Genomic DNA, 16,178 nt, shown 5'->3' with positions numbered 1-16,178 from the left:
CCTGTCCGCAAAAATGCCCGAGGCCTTGGAAACAAAGGACTTCTGGGCATGAAAAAAGCAGTGGCGGATCTTGCTCCAACACTGCCTGTAAATGAAATCTATTTTCGAACAAACCCGCATTCTACGCGGATTTTTCACGCGAAATGTACCTTTCCGGGACCCGTCCGGCGGCCCTCTGACCCCGGGGTATCAATTTCGCGGAAATCAACGCAAGAGGGAGCGCCGGTCACCTGTGCCTCTAGTTTTCAGGATTATGACCTCCCCCGCCTCCACGCTTTCAGTATCGATACGTCGGATTGCTGTCCTCTCTTCCGGTCTTTTTATCGTGGCACTTCTTACACAGCGCCTGCCAGTTCGACTTGTCCCAGAAGAGCTTCGGGTCTCCTCGGTGCGGAATGATGTGATCCACAACCGTCGCTGGTGTAGCGATGCCATGCCGCAGGCACTCCTCACAAAGAGGGTGGAGTTGTAAGAACTTCTTGCTCTCCCGTCTCCATCGGCTGTTGTATCCTCGTGCCGCAGCAGACCGTATTTCTTCCGAATGCATCCTCTTGTGTTCCTCGCAGTACTTTTGTCCGGCGGGCACGAGATTCGGACAGCCGGGATGCCTGCAGGGAACCTTCGGTTTGTATGGCATGTCCGTCACCTCCGTTCCTGATTTCTCCCACGTAAAAAGCCCCGGAGGTTTTATCCTTCGAGGCTTTCTGCTTTCTTCATCCTATCTTGCTGATTTTACTATATCATAATTGGCACCCGGACATTGTTGGACATTTGCGGACATTTCCGGCGCATTTTACGCCATCAAACTTTTTTTCGGTACCCGCACATGGGCAAGTGCTCTGTCATGCCATCTGCGGACGGTCCTCTCATCTGCTAGAAGCTCGTCTCCGATCTGCATCCAGGTATACCCTTTCAGATACCGGTAGGTTAAAACCAGCCGCTCATCTATGTTATCCACTTGATCGATCACCGACTGGATCTCCTTCTTCAGTTTCAGGAGGAGGCACAAAGCGTTGCTCACTTCCTTTTCTTCTTCCCAGATCCGATCCAGCGTTTTTACAAAAGATGCATCCGTCGGACGGTTCGGATTGTAGTGTTCATCGAATCCAGGGCTTCCAACAGAGACAGATAGTGTTCTTAAGTTCTCCAGTTCTTCCTTTTTCAGGCGGATCCTCTGCTCCAGCCGGTACGCCTGACCGAGATATTCCCTCGCTGTCATGACGCCACCTTCTCTCTCAGCTTCCGGATCAGATAATCCGGATCCACATTGGTAAGAACCCCATACCAACCAGAATGGAAGAAGTGCTCCAGCTCCATAGCGTCTGTCATGGCTGCTTTATTACCCGGATGTCTTTTTAATTTACGAAGCGCCGTCAGATAATCATCTGCTGCCTGTGCCACGATAGCGTTGGCGAGGTTTTCGTACGGATCTCCTTCATTTCTTCTAATCATTCGCAGCACCTCCCAACTACGTGTTTCACATCTTCTACCGAGCGAACGACTGCTGCAGTCCCGCCAGCGGCTTTGATCTTGTCAATCGTTGCTTCCTGCAGTTTTGTCACAGTGCCTTTTTCATTCTTCACCTCAAAGGCAAAGAATCTGCCACCAATGCAGCAAATGATGTCCGGTATGCCTGCCGTACCATACATGCCGCCATGCTCTTTCCACGCAAAGCAATCCGGCATACTCTTTAAGTGCTTTAGGATGGACCTGACTATAACCGATTCCTTTACCAGTTCCTGTCTACTCATGTTCCTGCGACTCCTTTCCATTGAATGTAGGGCTCTTCTTTCCCGTAAAGGAGCCATAGAAATCAACCACAAACAGGAAGGTCAGACATTCATGATCTATGCAATACAAAACCCGTCCAAAAGTTATCCACGGCAAAGGCGCGCAAACCCGCATAGACACTGCGTTTTCTGCCATTGGACGACTTTGGGACGGGACGGTTTTCCCCCATACCCCTTTATATATTTCCTTTTAAATACACCATGTTTTTTTTCTTGAATGTAAATAAGAAGAATAAGAAGAACTCGTCCAGTACCCTAAAACCCGTCCAGAAATCTGCCGTGGAATCCCATCGATTCCTGCTCCCTAATCCCTGTGGCAAGGATCTCTGCCCTTTGTCCCACGAAAAAAAAAGACAGCGCAGATTGTTATGCGCTGCCTGTGGTAAGAAATCCGTTTTTAATCCGCATCGTCCACGTATCGGATCCCGCGCCAGGTCTTCCTCCTGCCGGTCTTGTCCTTGGCTCTGGCAACACCCGGATATCCGATTTCGATTTCCTTATTGAATCTGGTCTGAGAGAAGGGGCTTAAGCCGCTGTCCTTACAGAACATCTGATACTGGGAATAGAACTCGGTTCTTCCGACCTCGAACCCATCCCCAAGCTCACAGCACTCTGCCACAAAGGAAAGCGCACTATTGGACTCTTCACGGTATCTCTGTCTTTCTTCGATGTTGCTCCTGGTCTCTGAGAATCGCCAGTTCTGGTTCATGAGCCGGATCAGTCCATCCAGTGCAAACCGGAAGATTCCATCTGCCTCCGCCCTGAACTTTTCCAGAAGCATCGGATCCCGCTTTTCCTTAGGTACGGCATGTGGAAATCGAATAATGATCAGACGTCTGTAGAACCCTTCCGATCGGTCGCCAAAGTTCTTTGGTATCTCGTTGCAGGAAAACAGCAGCCTTGCATAGTTCTGAAAGTTGAACGGATCCTTGTTCTTGCGCTCGACCGTCAGGAAATCTTCTCCAACAAGAGCTTTGAAGATACCATTATCATCAATGTTCTTTGTCGGAAGATCTGCAAAGATATTTGCGAGCTTCCCATAGAGCTCCGCCGTCTTGAACCTCTCGTTCAGCGCCTGCCACGAGACATTGCTCACGTTTTCCTTGCCGAGAAGAATCTCATTTAATACACGAAGCAGAACGGACTTTCCGGCACCAGCCTCACCCACAATAACGAAGGACTTCTGAGCCTTGTTCACCGGGACAAGAAAGTATCCAAGCATCTCTTGCAAAAGTGGCACCTGATCATCATCGACACACTGATGCAGAAATTCCTTGAAGCGGGGACAATCTGCCTGACTGGAGAAATTGACATTTAACTGCACGGTTGATAAGAACTCCGGCGTGTGCTTTGTGAGCTTATTTTCCAGTACATTGTAAATGCCGTTCCGGACATTGATCATGTAGGGGTTGGCATTCAGCTCTCTTGAATCCTTCAAAACCGCCAGCTTCCACTGACCGGTCGCATCCGAGATCTGCACCATGGTTGCATGCCCCTCGAGCATTTTTGCGCGAACCATGCTCTTTGCTGTAAGGTCCGACATTGCTTTGTAGACACCGCTCTCATAACGCCAAAACTGCTCTGCCGCGTAGAAGGCATGCACGTTCTCCGCCATGTGTTTTGCCAGGACATCTGGCATAAAGCGAAGCCCGCGTTCCGTCACCTCATACCAGGCAGGAATCTGACCCTGTGATGCCTGACGCTTTTTCTCTTCCTGCTTCTTTTGAAACGCTGCATACATCTTCTTTTGTTCTGCAATGACCGGACGCACATCCGCTACGGTCAGAGAAAACTTTGAACGAAGGATATGGTTAATGATGCCCTGCGCTGTCGCGGTATCAAGATTGTAAAGATATTCCGTCACAAAGCGCTGTACTACTTTTAAGTTCTCGACAGCATTCGAAGAGACAGGAAGCGTGTTAATAAGCCTCGTTGCCATATCCGTGGTGATTGGCTGATAGCACATGGCCGCAGGTGCCTTGCAGGTACAGTCCTTGGTTCCCATCCTGGGACACTTGAAACCTTTCTCTGCAATCACCGCACACGTCATAGGTCCCGTACCACTCTTTAAAAAGTGCTGAATCTTCGCGTCCGTATCTTCCCTCTTGTAGTTCGGATAAGGGGCTGACAGCTCGTGGATTTTTTCCGTACCGCCTTCAAAGGAGGCAAGGTTTGTAAGCATCGCATACCAGTCGTGCTCGGAAAGTGTCGCCGCATCTTCCCTGCAGTGCTTCATAAAATCACAGCCTGTAAGAACAAGTGCCAGTCCTTTTTCTGTCCCGATGGGATTCGTCTCCTTAAGCTTTTCTTCCTGCTTTACCGGAAGCAGCTGCATGAGTTCTTCCTGGGTATACCTGCGCTCCGGGTGAAAAGAAATGCACTCTACCTCTACCGGATCAGCCTTACAGTGATAAAATCCCGGGAGGCGCATCACTCTGGATTCATTGACGCACACGGGATCTCCATGGAACTTTTCTACCAATGCCTTCTGGATCGGACGATAAAGCGAAACGTCTCCATCCTTAATGAACCAGTAGGTATGAAGCGAACGGCGCGTTTTGATCTCCATGGATGGAGGCAGAGGAAATGCTTCGACCTGCCGGATCTGCTCCTCCATGGACAGATCATCGCACTCCACAAACTGTGCGTTCACTCTGGTGATCGACTTGTCATCATCTCCACCAGCATTGACCACAAAAAAGATGCCGCGGTTTAAGGCGTTGTGTTTTTTTAATTGCTCCATGATAGAGGAGAACTTTCCTGCCTCAACGGCAAGCTTCATGCCGGTGAAAGTCCCAGACTTCTTATCATCAAAGATACGGACATGGACGGTTTCACCTGGATCAAAGAGGCTTCTTACCACATCTTCCGCTGATACCTTGCTCATCTAAGTTCCTTTCCATCCATGATCCGGATCGTTTTATGAAGGCGCTTTGCTTCGCGATACTCTGCCTTCATGCCATCAGACATCTCAATTTTTTCGTTCTTATCCTTGTTACCGATGAACCAGACCTCATCGCAGCAGGCAAGAAGCGCCTGTCCAAAGAGAAGTCCAAGCTCTCTTTCACGGGAATCCTTGTCATCAAGGATCTGAGGATAGAGAAGATGTGAGGCAATGGGGATATACCCGTTTTTTATCGCTGCCCTGCAGTAACGGATGGCGTCTCTACGGTTTTTCTCGATATCGCCCGCATACTTTGATGCCATGTAGACCTTTGGCCTTTCCTTGATCTCTGTTTCCCTCCGCCAGGTTCTCCGTCGTTCTTCCCTATATTCCTTCACGACATGACTCATCGCCAGACCGGCAGTCGGATCAGAAAATCCTTCGTAATTCTTATACATGGTTTATCCCTCCCTTTCGATAAGAGGGAGAATTCCCTCGCCTTTCAGAAGGTCATACAGGAACAGTCTTCCCTTCTGCGTCCAGTACGTATGCATAACGCTTTTGTTGGAATCTACTGCAAAGGTCCTCGACTGTGTCAGACCGAGCTCTGCATACTCCTGATAAAGAATCCATGTGTCTCTGAGCCTGTACTGCACACCCATTTCATGCAGAAGCTGATTGAACTTCCTTCCGCTCATGCCATAGTCCTTTGCGATCTGGGTCACTGGAACCGTATTCTTGTTCTGCAGGATCAGGTCATAATAGCTGGCCTTCGGCTGAAGCTCCGCAATTTGCTGCCTCTGGACCGCTGCCGTGAGCTCCAGATTCTTACGTTTTTTACGTTCCTCTTTCAGCGCCTCAAGCACGGTGATCATGGCATCCGGATCATCCAGAAGTTCATTGACCGCATACATGCCATGCTTTCTGATCGTAGGAAGGACTTCTGCCGTAACCCATCTCTTGAACTTTTTAGCTCCCGGCAGTTTGCTGGAAAGAATCAGGCTGTACAGCCCAGACTCATTTATCATCGTTGTCTCTGTGACCACCTTCCCATTTTGGGAATCTGCTCTGAGCATCACCTTGAACCTGTCTTCCTCGTCAACATGCATCACTACTGCCTTGCTGGCGTTAGAATACCCGAGGCATTCTGCGACATCTTTGCCTACAAAAGCAGGCGTTCCGTTTACTTCCATCGCACGGATTCTTCCAAAATCGTTACTGGTAAATGTTGTAAGTTCCATAGGATCAGACCTCCTGACTGAATAAAAAAGACTCCTTTGAGAGGAACTCCCTGTTCCTCCCGTAAAGGAGCCATAGAAATCAACCAGGTCCTATGCGCCCTGATTTCAATCAGATTTACACGTCCAGTTCGTCCATGGTGCCGAATGTAGGTCCGGCGGATGCCTCGGCGATAAGAGGTAAGTTAAATTCCGGGAAAGGCTTCTCCTCCATGCACCGCTTCACAAATGAAATCGCATCGGAGAGCCTATCTTCCGGGATAATGAAGGTAAGCTCATCATGGATCTGCAGAATAGGCCGAAGCCATGGCAGATCAGGCAGCCCGGCAAGGATCCGACAAACCGCCATCTTTAAGATATCCGCCGCTGTTCCCTGAATCGGGGTGTTCATGGCACAGCGCTCTGAGAAGGATTTCTGTCCCCAGTCCTCCGACCTGATATTGGGCAAATACCTTCTTCTGCCAAGCCAGGTCTCTGTGTACATGCGCCGCGCTGCATCCGCCTTCACGCTCTCCTGCCATCGGGAAAGACCAGGATAACCTTCTTTTAAGTTGTCGATCATTTGAGAGCACTCCTCAAAGGAACGATCAATTCCTGCCTTAAACTTCAGCGTCTTTTGCAGGCCGCGTGGAAAGAGACCATAGAAAACACCGAAATTCACGTTTTTTGCAATCGTCCGGTGCTCCTTGTAGTTCTCTGAATTTTTGTCATGCGCCTGTTCATATGGCACCCCGAAAATGACTGAAGTAGTCTTGGCATGAAGGTCCAGGTTGTGAAGGTAGACCTCGCGCATCGTATCGTCTCCGGCCTGTGACAGATAAAATGCCCCGACACGAAGTTCGATCTGGGAAAAATCCAAGCTGATGACGATGTGGCCTTCTGGTGCTTTGATAAAGTTTCTGACGCCAATGGGGTCATTTGTCTTCCGCGGCATGTTCTGAGCATTTGGGTGCTGGCAGTTAAATCGCCCGGTATCCGTCGAGAGGGCAAAAAAGTCCGGATGCACACAGCCTGTCACCGGATTTAAGAATTTCAGATATCCATCAATATAGGTCGATTTGATCTTGCCCCACTTCCGATATTCCTGCACCAGAGTAAAAAGCTCTGAAAGTTCCGGACGGTTCTCATCGCACCACTCTTTTAGCATGGTCATCGTCTGATCATCCGCTGCTTCACGATCCGTAAGTGTCGTCTTTAGGACCGGAAGCTTTAGCGTTCCATAGAGATACTCCTTAAAGGCCTTCGTACTGCAGTTGCTTCCGATGTTCACATCCCCGATCAGAAAAGCAATCTCCTGACGAAGCTTCTCCATCGTCTCCTCCGCTTCCTTCTTTTTCTCCTCCATGAGCGGGATATCAAGTGGCGCACCATTATGTTTCATGATGCCAAGATATACTGCCGTCGGTGACTCCAGGTGTTCCACGATCCACCTGTGCCTTGGCAGGAATTTGTCAAACCAGTCGTTAAAGATTCTCATCAGCTGAAGGGCCTGATCCGCATCCTCACAGGCGTATGCAATGGTTTCAGGATTCTGCGGATCCAGCTCATCAAAGGGTTTTCCGTCTGTAGTCTCGGCAAAGGTCTTTCTTTTGTAACCGAGAAGCTCCTCCGACAAGGTCTTAAGGCCACTGTCCTTAAGCCTTCTGAACGAGTAGTCCCCATTCTGCGTCATCTGTGCCGCACAGATGGTGTCATACACCGGAATCTGGATCACGATCCCGAGGTGATAAGAAAAGGTAGACTCGAACGCGATGTTGTGACAGACCTTGACTACTTTGTGGCTCTCCAATAGCTCCTTGTGGAAGGAAAGCCAGTCGTCCCAGTCCATGTTTTTTCCGATTAGATGCCTTAGCGGTACAGACACTCCGGTCCCTTCCTGCACCGAATAGCTGCACTCTGTGATATGCGCCTTGTGCGGATCGAGCGCCGCCTTCTCCTCGCTCCGGTGTCCCTTGTCTGCCGCTGTCTCATAGTCAAATGACACGACCCTGGCATCCCCGATATAGTGCTTCAGTTCCTCGATATCCGTAACGGATTTATAGTTCTTATCCATGCTGTTCTCCTTAAAAGAAACTCCGGGATTTTCATTCTCCCGGAGTCCTGTCTCTTTCATCTCTTCGATCATCCTGTCATAAAGGCTTTTGTCACTTCAGAGGCTTAATGACCTCACCGGTCTCCGTATCCACAAACGGGGGCTCCTCTGCGGAAGCTTCCTCGTCTGTCATGTCGCCTACCGTAAGGCTATCAGCATAATTCCGGATAAGGCCTGTCATCTCTCCGATGAATTTCTTCTCATCGTCATTTAAGACACGGACGAACTTAAACTTCGCCTTGGAATAGACAATTCCCTCATCGTTCGTCGCCTTCTCCAAAGAGATCTGTGTCACGATGTTGGAAAGTTTCCTGCCCTTGGTCAGCTGATGCTTCACATAGTCGGTGAAGCTCTTAAGGCTCCCGGTTGGAAGTGAAATCACCACCGGGAAAATCTCGCCTTCGCGCACAAGATAGAGCATGTGGCGGTTCTTGCAGGCCTTGGACTTGTTCCCGCCGGATCCAAACTTGTTATACGGGCATGCCCTGCAGAGGCCGCCCGGATTTCCTGTGCCATGAATACCGTCAAATGATCCACAGTCCGGTGGGTTGGAGCCGCCCTGAAACTTCGTTGCATAGTATCCGAAAGCCGGGTGATGGAACGCAATGATCGCCGTGATGGTTTTTGCCATCTCGGTCTCTTCCTCATCTCCCGGCACCTCAAAGGCAAGGCTCCCGCCAGAAGGGATTTTGATGCGATCGAAGCGGAAGGTAAGGCCGGTGCATTCACCACCGCCTAATGCGTCCTGAAGAATCTCGAGATTCCCACCGGATGCGAAGCTGTTCTGCTCTGCGAGTTCCTTCTTCTCTGTTTTCATAACTGCATTTTCTTCTGACATCTTGCTGTCCTCCTTTTTTACAGTCCTTTACACGGGAAAGAACCTCTCTTTCCCGTTATAGGGACATAGAAATCAACCGCTTATTTCTTCCGGATACCAACCGTGACCTTTTCGAATGTATTCACAACACCGGAAAGCCACTCCGGCAGCTCATCCTCATTCGCGGTCATCTGCTCCTTGCAGAAGGAAGCCAGGGTATTAGCGTTGACTGTTTCGGTCACGATACTCCCGTAGCCGTTGTCCTTTAAAGCGTGAATTAGCGCATCCCTTCCTCCTGCCGCCGGAGACGCATAGAGCCTCGAATTCAGATAAAACGTGCTGCCGTTTCTGGTGAATTTGTCACATTCCGCATCTGCCATGGCATCCGAAAGCTCCTGATCAAGCTCCTCGATCCTGGCATTGACCTCCTTGGTCTTTGCCTCCAGCTCCTTCTTTTCGTCCTTTGCCGCCTTCAGTTCGTCAGCCATCTTAAATATTTCTGTCTGTTCCATCATGTCTTCCTCCATAATGCATATTTGATGTATATTTATTCATCAAACGGGTTTCTTCCGTTTCTGTAGTCATCCACGAGCGCTTTGGCAAGATTTACTTTTTTTCGGAGCGACCGGAGCACCTTACTGTCGACCGTTCCTCTGGCAATGAGATAGATATACAGGCACTTCTGTTTCTGCCCTACCCTGTGGATTCTTGCCTTGGCCTGATCAAAGTTACTCATGGAATAATCGAGGCTGTAGAACACCATGGTGTGTGCCGCCGTAAGTGTGATCCCAAGTCCTGCTGCTGCGATCTGACCGACAAAAACCTGACAGGAAGGATCCGTCTGGAAATGCTTTACTTCATCATCCCGATCCTTTACCCCACCGCGAACCACGGCGTATCCGATGCCTTTGCCTTTTAGCAGCTCCTCGATGTCATCCATCTCGGCCACAAACCGTGCCATCACAACGAGTTTCTGGCCATCGCTTACCGCCGCATCGATGATGTCCGACAAGGCATCGAGCTTCGCATGGCTGACCGGGCGGACATGGTGTTCATCATCCGTCAGATGGCCGCCTGTAAGCTGGGAGAGCCTGAGCATCTTTGTCAGGACATTGGCTGCTGTCACATCGGAGCCTTTGAGTTGAGTGAAGCAATCCTCCTGCAGTTGTTCATACATCTTCATTGCCTTCGGCTCCAGATCAATCTTTCGTACTTCCTCCCGGATCTGTGGCAGGTCCAGGCATTCCTCTTTGGTCACGCGGTATGCGATGCAGTGCATCCGTTTTAGGAAGTCATCTGCCATCGACTGCCGGAAGACCGGGATATGGTTCCCGTATCCTGTCATGTCAAAGTAGCGATTTCGGAAGGCATAAAAGCTCGTGCCAAAAATCCGGCTGTCTAAGAAGCGATACTGTGAGAACACATCCATCTCCCGGTTGGTAATGACCGTTCCGGTAAGAAGCAGCTTGTATCTTGCCTTATCCCCAAGATGCTGCATCCCCTTTGACTGGCGGGACCTGTTGTCCTTCAGCTTATGGCCTTCATCGGCAATGATGAGATCAGCATCAAACTTCAAAAGCTCCGCTTCCAGCCTCCATGCGGACTCGTAATTTACAATGAGAACCTGCATACCATCCAACGGGATCTTAGAGATCTGCTGTTTCTTCTTTTCACTAGTGCCTTTCAATACCGTGATATTGACCGGATAGTCGGCAAACGCTTGAAACTCCTCTTCCCATACCCCTGTGATTGACAGCGGGCAGGCCACAAGGACCCGGTTCACCAGTCCAAACTGATAGAGGGCACCGGTAACTCCAATGCTCGTCAGCGTCTTTCCGGTTCCCATTTCCATGAGAAATGCCACCCCGTGCGACCTTATCCTGCCGTCATATAAGCCGAAGATGCGGCAGGCGAAGTCATACCCCGCCTGCTGATGAGCATAAGGACGAACCTTGACCGGCATTGGAAGTGACATCGACCGATCAATCATCGCTGTCCTCACTTTCTTTGCGGTACATAAAATCCGGATCGTCATACATCATCCTGTAGATGGCAGCCTCTATATCTGTCAGGGAATCAAACTCCTCATTCTCCGGGCGGCTGCCGATACAAACGATTGTTCCGCAGTAGACATCCACGGGATTTCCATTATCGCCCCTGATGATCCGGTTCATCGGCAGTCCCATGAGTTTTCCCTCTTCATTGCAGAGAACAGCGGTATCCTCCGACAGCGGTTCCGTCACCTCGACAGGGCCTCCGACCAATTCCTTCAGTGACTCATAGACTGCTGGAATCACTCTGATCTCCGCCTTCTTGCCTGGCTTTGCAACAACAACTTTCCATGTGTTCATCGTGTGTTTCTCTCCTTTCTGAGAAATGAATGAAATACAAGGGAAGAAGGAATCGTCCCTCTTCCCCCGTAAAGGAGCCATAAAAATCAACCGGTCTTATTCCTTGTGACGATCTTCTCCGTGGTAACCAAGCTTATCGGCCAGAGCCTTCGTAAGACGCCTCTCAATTCGCTGGATGCTGCGGCTGATCGACTTCGGATCCCGATGCAGCTCATCCGCAACCTCATTCTGCTTCCGTTCACTTCCAAAAACTCCGAACATGATGGTCTGGTCCGCATCATTCAGGCTGCAGAGAAATTCATGGACAAACACTAAGATAGAGTCCTCATCATCGTCTTCCTCTCCGTTCTGCTTTGCTTCCCACCGAAGATATGTCTCCTTATCTATTGGACTGCATCCAGCGTTAAGCCCTCTGTCATCTGTGTCTTGCCGCCTCTTGTAACAGATATAAAGGCCATCCGCATGATCTTTGTCATTGCGCTTCTGGATATTCACCTTGTGATCTTCTTCTGCCAGTATCTTGATCCACTCAGAATTGTCCTCTCCGTTCTTGCCATGGAGCGGAACAACAGGCGGCACTGCCGCACCCATACCAATGCCCGTCACGTAGTGGTAGTTGCCCTGCTCATCGACGAAACCTTCCCGGTTCTCGTCGTAGCGGTCCTTTGCGATATCCAGTCCTCCGAACTGGTCGGAATAATCCTTACTCTTGCCTCTTGGCATCTTTTGTTCCTTTCCGCTGAGCTGTTGCTGCGGCGGGAAAGCACAAAAAAAGGAGCCGGCTGATAGTTCACCGACTCCTGGCACCTGAAAATGTGTACGACAAGAACGGTGAAAAGCACTTATAGGCAAGATTCCGGTATCGGATTCTTGTTGCTTCTATGTGCTTCCCGCCGTCTTATGCGCACTCAGACTTTGAGATAGATTTATTGGTAATGTAGGAGGCCGTTCTTTCCTGAACGTTCCTCCCGGGAAATAGGAAATTGCATCTGCAATACGGCCTTTTTCTACGGTGGCCGGATCATTATTCTTTTCTTCCTCATCATTTCCTTCTCCTTTCAGAAAGGTTTACTTATATATGACTGTGATAGAAATTATTCGCATGAATCAGCTGATTTTTTCGCGCTTTCTTAAGCATATTTACCAAATCAAATTGAATTCATGACGGAAAATTGTTAAAATATACACATGTGAATTTATTAATCCTCGCTTTCTGAGATAAGCATAACAAACCGACTTAGTTGCTGATTCCTTAGCGTTCCTTTGAATTCCTAGGGTTTCCTAACGTACTATGAGGGAGGACGATCAGATGGGGTTTAAAGGTGAATTTAACTTTTTGTATGACAACTTTGCTAATGGACATGAGAGTAAAGCTGATTTTATGGTTGCACTTTTCTCTTCCATGGTGAACGAAGATAAAAGTGACTGCAGCTTCTTTACTGACCACAAGGCAAAGTTCTACGACAATATTCTCAGCTCTGATGGGAAGACTTTTAATAAGGAGCACCTGCGATACTTCAAGAGGAACCTATCTGTGAATACATTGGATAAATTCTTTATAAGCAGACTACCTGACTCCGGAGATGCGCAGGATCAACTGGCTAAAGAGCTGAGTTTTGATACGGAGAAGAATTTTCCGGATGAAGATGTTATCGTGGACAAGGTGATAGAGGGCTTTATTGCCACGATGAAGACATTGCTTCCTTCAGAAAGCGCTGTTCCAAAAGATGTCCACGAGCCCTCTGACGCGGTAAAAGAACTTGATGCCTATATCGCTGCTATTCCAAAGCCCACTCCAATACCAGTACCAGATGATATTGACGAAGAGCGTGAGCGCACCTATATCAATGCTCTCTATGACGCCTATGGTGATGATGCCGGGTATGAGATTAATGCAGACAATTGTAGTGGAGAATATGCTGAAGATCTGAGTGAACGACGGATTGATTTCTTTGCAGCAGAATCCATCCGATGCAGCATTGATGAATTATGTTCGGCACAGTTGGGCGGCCAGTTTGATGTATTGAAGTCTGAGACATGGAACGGAGTGAAAAACACCTATCGGAAAGTAGCACGCAACAAAGATATAAACGGCTACGACCGGATGCTGGAAGTAATGGATAAGGCAGCTGCTGTTCCCGTAGATGCTTACATCCTGAGCAGTTCCAAGTACTGGATCAGTAACAAAGTGAAACAAGGAGTGTGTCATTTTCTTGTAAATGACAAAAAGATGGTATGGAAGCAATAAGTGTTGGAATCGGGTCCGTATTTGAACAAGCCATACGGTACCTTTTATTAATGTATACTGTGGATGAACCACTATCGGAAGACCGAATAAACTGTCTTGATTTCATAACAACGTATGCAGCTGACTTTGGAATAGGGTCCAGTAACCTGCACGGAAACGGTGGGTACCGATTCGGTGAATTTACATCCAGAGCATTAACTGCTAATAAGGCACTATTGGAATTGGCTCAGCGTGGACTGATTCACATTAAGCCAACCAGTCAGGGATGCTTCTATGCCATCACAGATAATGGAAATGATTTTATCAATAGTCTGGACTCTTCCTATGTGAGCCTATATGCAGAAGTTGCTGACAGAGTTGATTATCGTTTCAAGGATAAGCCGACCAGAAATTTGCACAGAATGATAACACGTAGAATTCAGGATTCAGTGAAAGATATTAAGTTATGATGCGTAAGGGTTTTTATATATCTCAAGTGAAAATAACGGGAGAAGGAAAAAAGGATGCTGTCGTAGAGTTTACAGATGGCGTTAATGTGATACTTGGACCTTCAAATTCCGGAAAGTCTCTCATACTCGAATGTATCGATTATTGCTTTGGATATGTGCATCACAATGCGAAGCAGACGGATTATGCAGAGAAAATCAAAGCCTTGGATGGTTACAATGCTGTCCACGTAACGGTTAAGACCTCGGAAGGAAGCTTCGAGATTGTACGTGCCATAGATAACGATAATCATGTACTGATTAATGGGGCTACTTATTACATAAGCACTAAAAGTAAAAGTCAGCCTAAGCTGAACGACTTTCTTCTTGGTCTCCTTGGAATTCGTGAGCCTCATTTAATCCGTGCAAAAAAGAAAGCCAGTGCACCTCCAAACAGTGTCTCTTTTCGTGGGCTTCTAACAAATTTCTATGTCAGGCAGGGCCATATCGCAACCGAGCGTTCGATATTCTATAATCCAGATGATCCCAGTGCCACCATCACTGGCCCAGCTCTCTTCCTATTTCTATTGAACGGGAACAACTGTGACGGCTTTAAGAAGACAGAGGATCCAAAGATTTCAAAAGCCAGAAACGAAGGCGAAAAGCTGTATATTGAGAGGCGGCTGTCTTCTCTCGGTCCCAGAATGGACCAATTAACTTCATTACGTAACAAGATGGCTCTCTCTGTTTCATTTGATGAGAATCTGGATGCTCAGGTAGAAGAAATACAGAAGCAGATCGATACAGCCATAAAGGAAAGCCATAGTATCATGGCTCAAATCTATGAAAAGAACAGCAAGCTCTCAGAGGCTAATACGATCGAAGAGCAGTTTAGATCACTGCAGACGCAATATGAATCGGACATCCGACGGATGAGCCTGATCCTTGAGAGCGAAACAAAGATAAAGAATTATCCCGGAAAGAACATCTGCCCTGTCTGTGGTCAGCCTTTGCAGCAAGGGCAGCATCATCCTGAGTATGCCCCTGCCATCGTTGCGGAATCGAAGCTGAAAAAAGAAAAAATGGCCGACCTGCAGACTGCGCAAGCCGACCTTATGCAAAGACGTGATAAGATAAAAGAAGAGATTTCAGATCTTGAAAGTAAGCACCACATCATAGAAATACGACTGAATCAGGAACTCATCCCGAAGATTCAGAATTTGAAATCCAAGATTGAACTGAGACGCAAATATGATCAGATAGTTACTGAGCTTAATGTGGTCTCAGGTCAGGTGGATCTTCTTCATGAAGACCTTGATAAGAATCAGGCGATGGAGAAGCCAAAAGATGAGATCTATCAAATTGAAAACGATTTTAACAAGAATATTATCGGCGCGTTTGGAAAATATCTGCGTGACATTCTAGAGCAAGTACATTTCCCAAATGCATCCTCGGCTTTCTGGGATATGTCTTCTTTTGACGTAGCCTTTGGCAAAAAAAGTAAGACGGGCATCCTGGGTGGTGGATTCTGCTCTATCGTCAATGCCTGTGTGCTCATAGCTTATGAACAGTGGTTGATAGACTCCGGTAAATATGTGCCGGGATGTGTTTTTATAGATTCTCCTCTCACATCGCTGTCGGAATCACAGTATGAAGCAGAAAAAGAAACGATCCAGCATAACTTTACCGAGTATCTGTTGAACGGCAAGATCAACGGTCAGGTGATCCTCGCGGATCATACTGATCGCCTAAAAATCAGCGGTAATACAAGGGTAAATGTAATAGAATATACACATAACAGAGAGCACGGCATCTATGGATTTGTGCCGGATATGTATCAGGACGAAATCAAATAATCGAAGCCACAAAAAAAACCCCGACTTAGGAGCGAAAATTTCCTAGGCCGGGGCTTTTCTGCTATTAGTTTCTGCTTATACTGTGCTATAATTATCACAAATGTATCCATCATCCACCACACATAAAGGAAGTATACCATCATGGAAAAACGCACTCGCCGTTCACGCTCAGAGGTGCTTCAGGACAAGCTCGCGAAGCTGAACGCTGACAAAGAAAAATACACACAGAAGCTGGATAGTATAACCAAGCAGATCGAGGAACTTCAGGAAGAACTGAACGCGCAGAGAATTGATGAAGTCTTGAGCGTCATTCAAGAACAAGGGCTTTCAATTGATCAGGCGATTGAGAAACTGAGAGGGTGAGTGAGGGAGAAGGCGGTACCTGTGTTATGTAGTACCGTTTGTAAGAAAATCAGAGGCTTTGAAGAATCAAGCCTGACGATGAAGATGAATTCGCCCGTATTTGCGGATTAAGGT

General features: G+C 48.0%; 17 protein-coding genes. 4 read left to right on the top strand and 13 right to left on the bottom strand.

Features of this window, described 5'->3' with window-relative positions; genetic code table 11:
• Positions 1–277: 277 nt before the first annotated feature.
• The 13 genes from ACTNEN_RS11775 to ACTNEN_RS11715 form a co-directional block, all read right to left on the bottom strand.
• Positions 278–637 (bottom strand): HNH endonuclease, encoded by a 360-nt coding sequence (locus ACTNEN_RS11775; protein WP_441206710.1) that lies wholly within the window; start codon positions 635–637, stop codon positions 278–280.
• Positions 638–793: 156 nt separating this feature from the next.
• On the bottom strand, positions 794–1,219 hold the full coding sequence (locus ACTNEN_RS11770; RefSeq protein WP_441206708.1) for a sigma factor-like helix-turn-helix DNA-binding protein: 426 nt from the start codon (positions 1,217–1,219) through the stop codon (positions 794–796).
• Complete coding sequence (locus tag ACTNEN_RS11765; protein ID WP_441206706.1) at positions 1,216–1,452, bottom strand: hypothetical protein; 237 nt, start codon at positions 1,450–1,452, stop codon at positions 1,216–1,218. Before ACTNEN_RS11765 ends, ACTNEN_RS11770 begins: the two co-directional genes overlap by 4 nt.
• Positions 1,449–1,751 carry a VRR-NUC domain-containing protein gene (locus ACTNEN_RS11760; RefSeq protein WP_441206704.1) on the bottom strand — a complete coding sequence of 101 codons (303 nt, stop codon included), beginning with the start codon at positions 1,749–1,751 and terminating at the stop codon, positions 1,449–1,451. The genes ACTNEN_RS11765 and ACTNEN_RS11760 overlap by 4 nt, the downstream gene beginning before the upstream one ends.
• A 436-nt stretch (positions 1,752–2,187) precedes the next feature.
• Positions 2,188–4,677 carry a phage/plasmid primase, P4 family gene (locus tag ACTNEN_RS11755; RefSeq protein ID WP_441206702.1) on the bottom strand — a complete coding sequence of 830 codons (2,490 nt, stop codon included), beginning with the start codon at positions 4,675–4,677 and terminating at the stop codon, positions 2,188–2,190.
• A complete protein-coding gene (locus ACTNEN_RS11750; protein ID WP_441206700.1) occupies positions 4,674–5,132 on the bottom strand; it encodes a DUF7768 domain-containing protein in 459 nt (152 codons plus the stop codon). Before ACTNEN_RS11750 ends, ACTNEN_RS11755 begins: the two co-directional genes overlap by 4 nt.
• A gap of 3 nt (positions 5,133–5,135) precedes the next feature.
• Complete coding sequence (locus ACTNEN_RS11745) at positions 5,136–5,915, bottom strand: phage antirepressor (protein WP_441206699.1); 780 nt, start codon at positions 5,913–5,915, stop codon at positions 5,136–5,138.
• Between the two features lie 115 nt (positions 5,916–6,030).
• Positions 6,031–8,025, bottom strand: a complete 1,995-nt coding sequence (locus ACTNEN_RS11740) for a bifunctional 3'-5' exonuclease/DNA polymerase (protein WP_441206697.1) — start codon at positions 8,023–8,025, stop codon at positions 6,031–6,033.
• 31 nt (positions 8,026–8,056) lie between these two features.
• On the bottom strand, positions 8,057–8,842 hold the full coding sequence (locus tag ACTNEN_RS11735; RefSeq protein ID WP_441206695.1) for a hypothetical protein: 786 nt from the start codon (positions 8,840–8,842) through the stop codon (positions 8,057–8,059).
• Positions 8,843–8,922: 80 nt separating this feature from the next.
• Positions 8,923–9,336: a gp33 family protein gene (locus ACTNEN_RS11730; protein ID WP_441206693.1), complete on the bottom strand. Its 414-nt coding sequence runs from the start codon at positions 9,334–9,336 to the stop codon at positions 8,923–8,925.
• A gap of 32 nt (positions 9,337–9,368) precedes the next feature.
• Entirely contained in the window at positions 9,369–10,811 is a 1,443-nt protein-coding gene (locus ACTNEN_RS11725) for a DEAD/DEAH box helicase (protein ID WP_441206691.1), read from the bottom strand.
• On the bottom strand, positions 10,804–11,172 hold the full coding sequence (locus ACTNEN_RS11720) for a DUF3846 domain-containing protein (protein WP_441206690.1): 369 nt from the start codon (positions 11,170–11,172) through the stop codon (positions 10,804–10,806). The genes ACTNEN_RS11725 and ACTNEN_RS11720 overlap by 8 nt, the downstream gene beginning before the upstream one ends.
• Before the next feature lie 96 nt (positions 11,173–11,268).
• Positions 11,269–11,895 (bottom strand): hypothetical protein, encoded by a 627-nt coding sequence (locus ACTNEN_RS11715; RefSeq protein ID WP_441206688.1) that lies wholly within the window; start codon positions 11,893–11,895, stop codon positions 11,269–11,271.
• 586 nt (positions 11,896–12,481) lie between these two features.
• On the opposite strand from ACTNEN_RS11715, the gene ACTNEN_RS11710 reads away from it, so the two are divergent.
• The 4 genes from ACTNEN_RS11710 to ACTNEN_RS11695 all read left to right on the top strand — a co-directional run bounded on the left by ACTNEN_RS11710 (position 12,482) and on the right by ACTNEN_RS11695 (position 16,064).
• Positions 12,482–13,420, top strand: a complete 939-nt coding sequence (locus tag ACTNEN_RS11710) for an ABC-three component system protein (RefSeq protein WP_441206686.1) — start codon at positions 12,482–12,484, stop codon at positions 13,418–13,420.
• Positions 13,408–13,869, top strand: coding sequence for an ABC-three component system middle component 2 (locus tag ACTNEN_RS11705; protein WP_441206685.1), 462 nt, complete (start codon positions 13,408–13,410; stop codon positions 13,867–13,869). The genes ACTNEN_RS11710 and ACTNEN_RS11705 overlap by 13 nt, the downstream gene beginning before the upstream one ends.
• On the top strand, positions 13,866–15,701 hold the full coding sequence (locus ACTNEN_RS11700; protein ID WP_441206683.1) for an AAA family ATPase: 1,836 nt from the start codon (positions 13,866–13,868) through the stop codon (positions 15,699–15,701). Before ACTNEN_RS11705 ends, ACTNEN_RS11700 begins: the two co-directional genes overlap by 4 nt.
• A 141-nt stretch (positions 15,702–15,842) precedes the next feature.
• Entirely contained in the window at positions 15,843–16,064 is a 222-nt protein-coding gene (locus ACTNEN_RS11695; RefSeq protein ID WP_441206681.1) for a hypothetical protein, read from the top strand.
• Positions 16,065–16,178 lie beyond the last annotated feature (114 nt).

The organism is Oribacterium sp. HCP28S3_H8, assembly GCF_052064775.1.
In the GTDB taxonomy this organism is placed as follows: Bacteria; Bacillota; Clostridia; order Lachnospirales; family Lachnospiraceae; genus Oribacterium.
The sequence above is the reverse complement of the archived record's forward strand: the minus strand, read 5'-3'. Positions and strand labels throughout refer to the sequence as shown.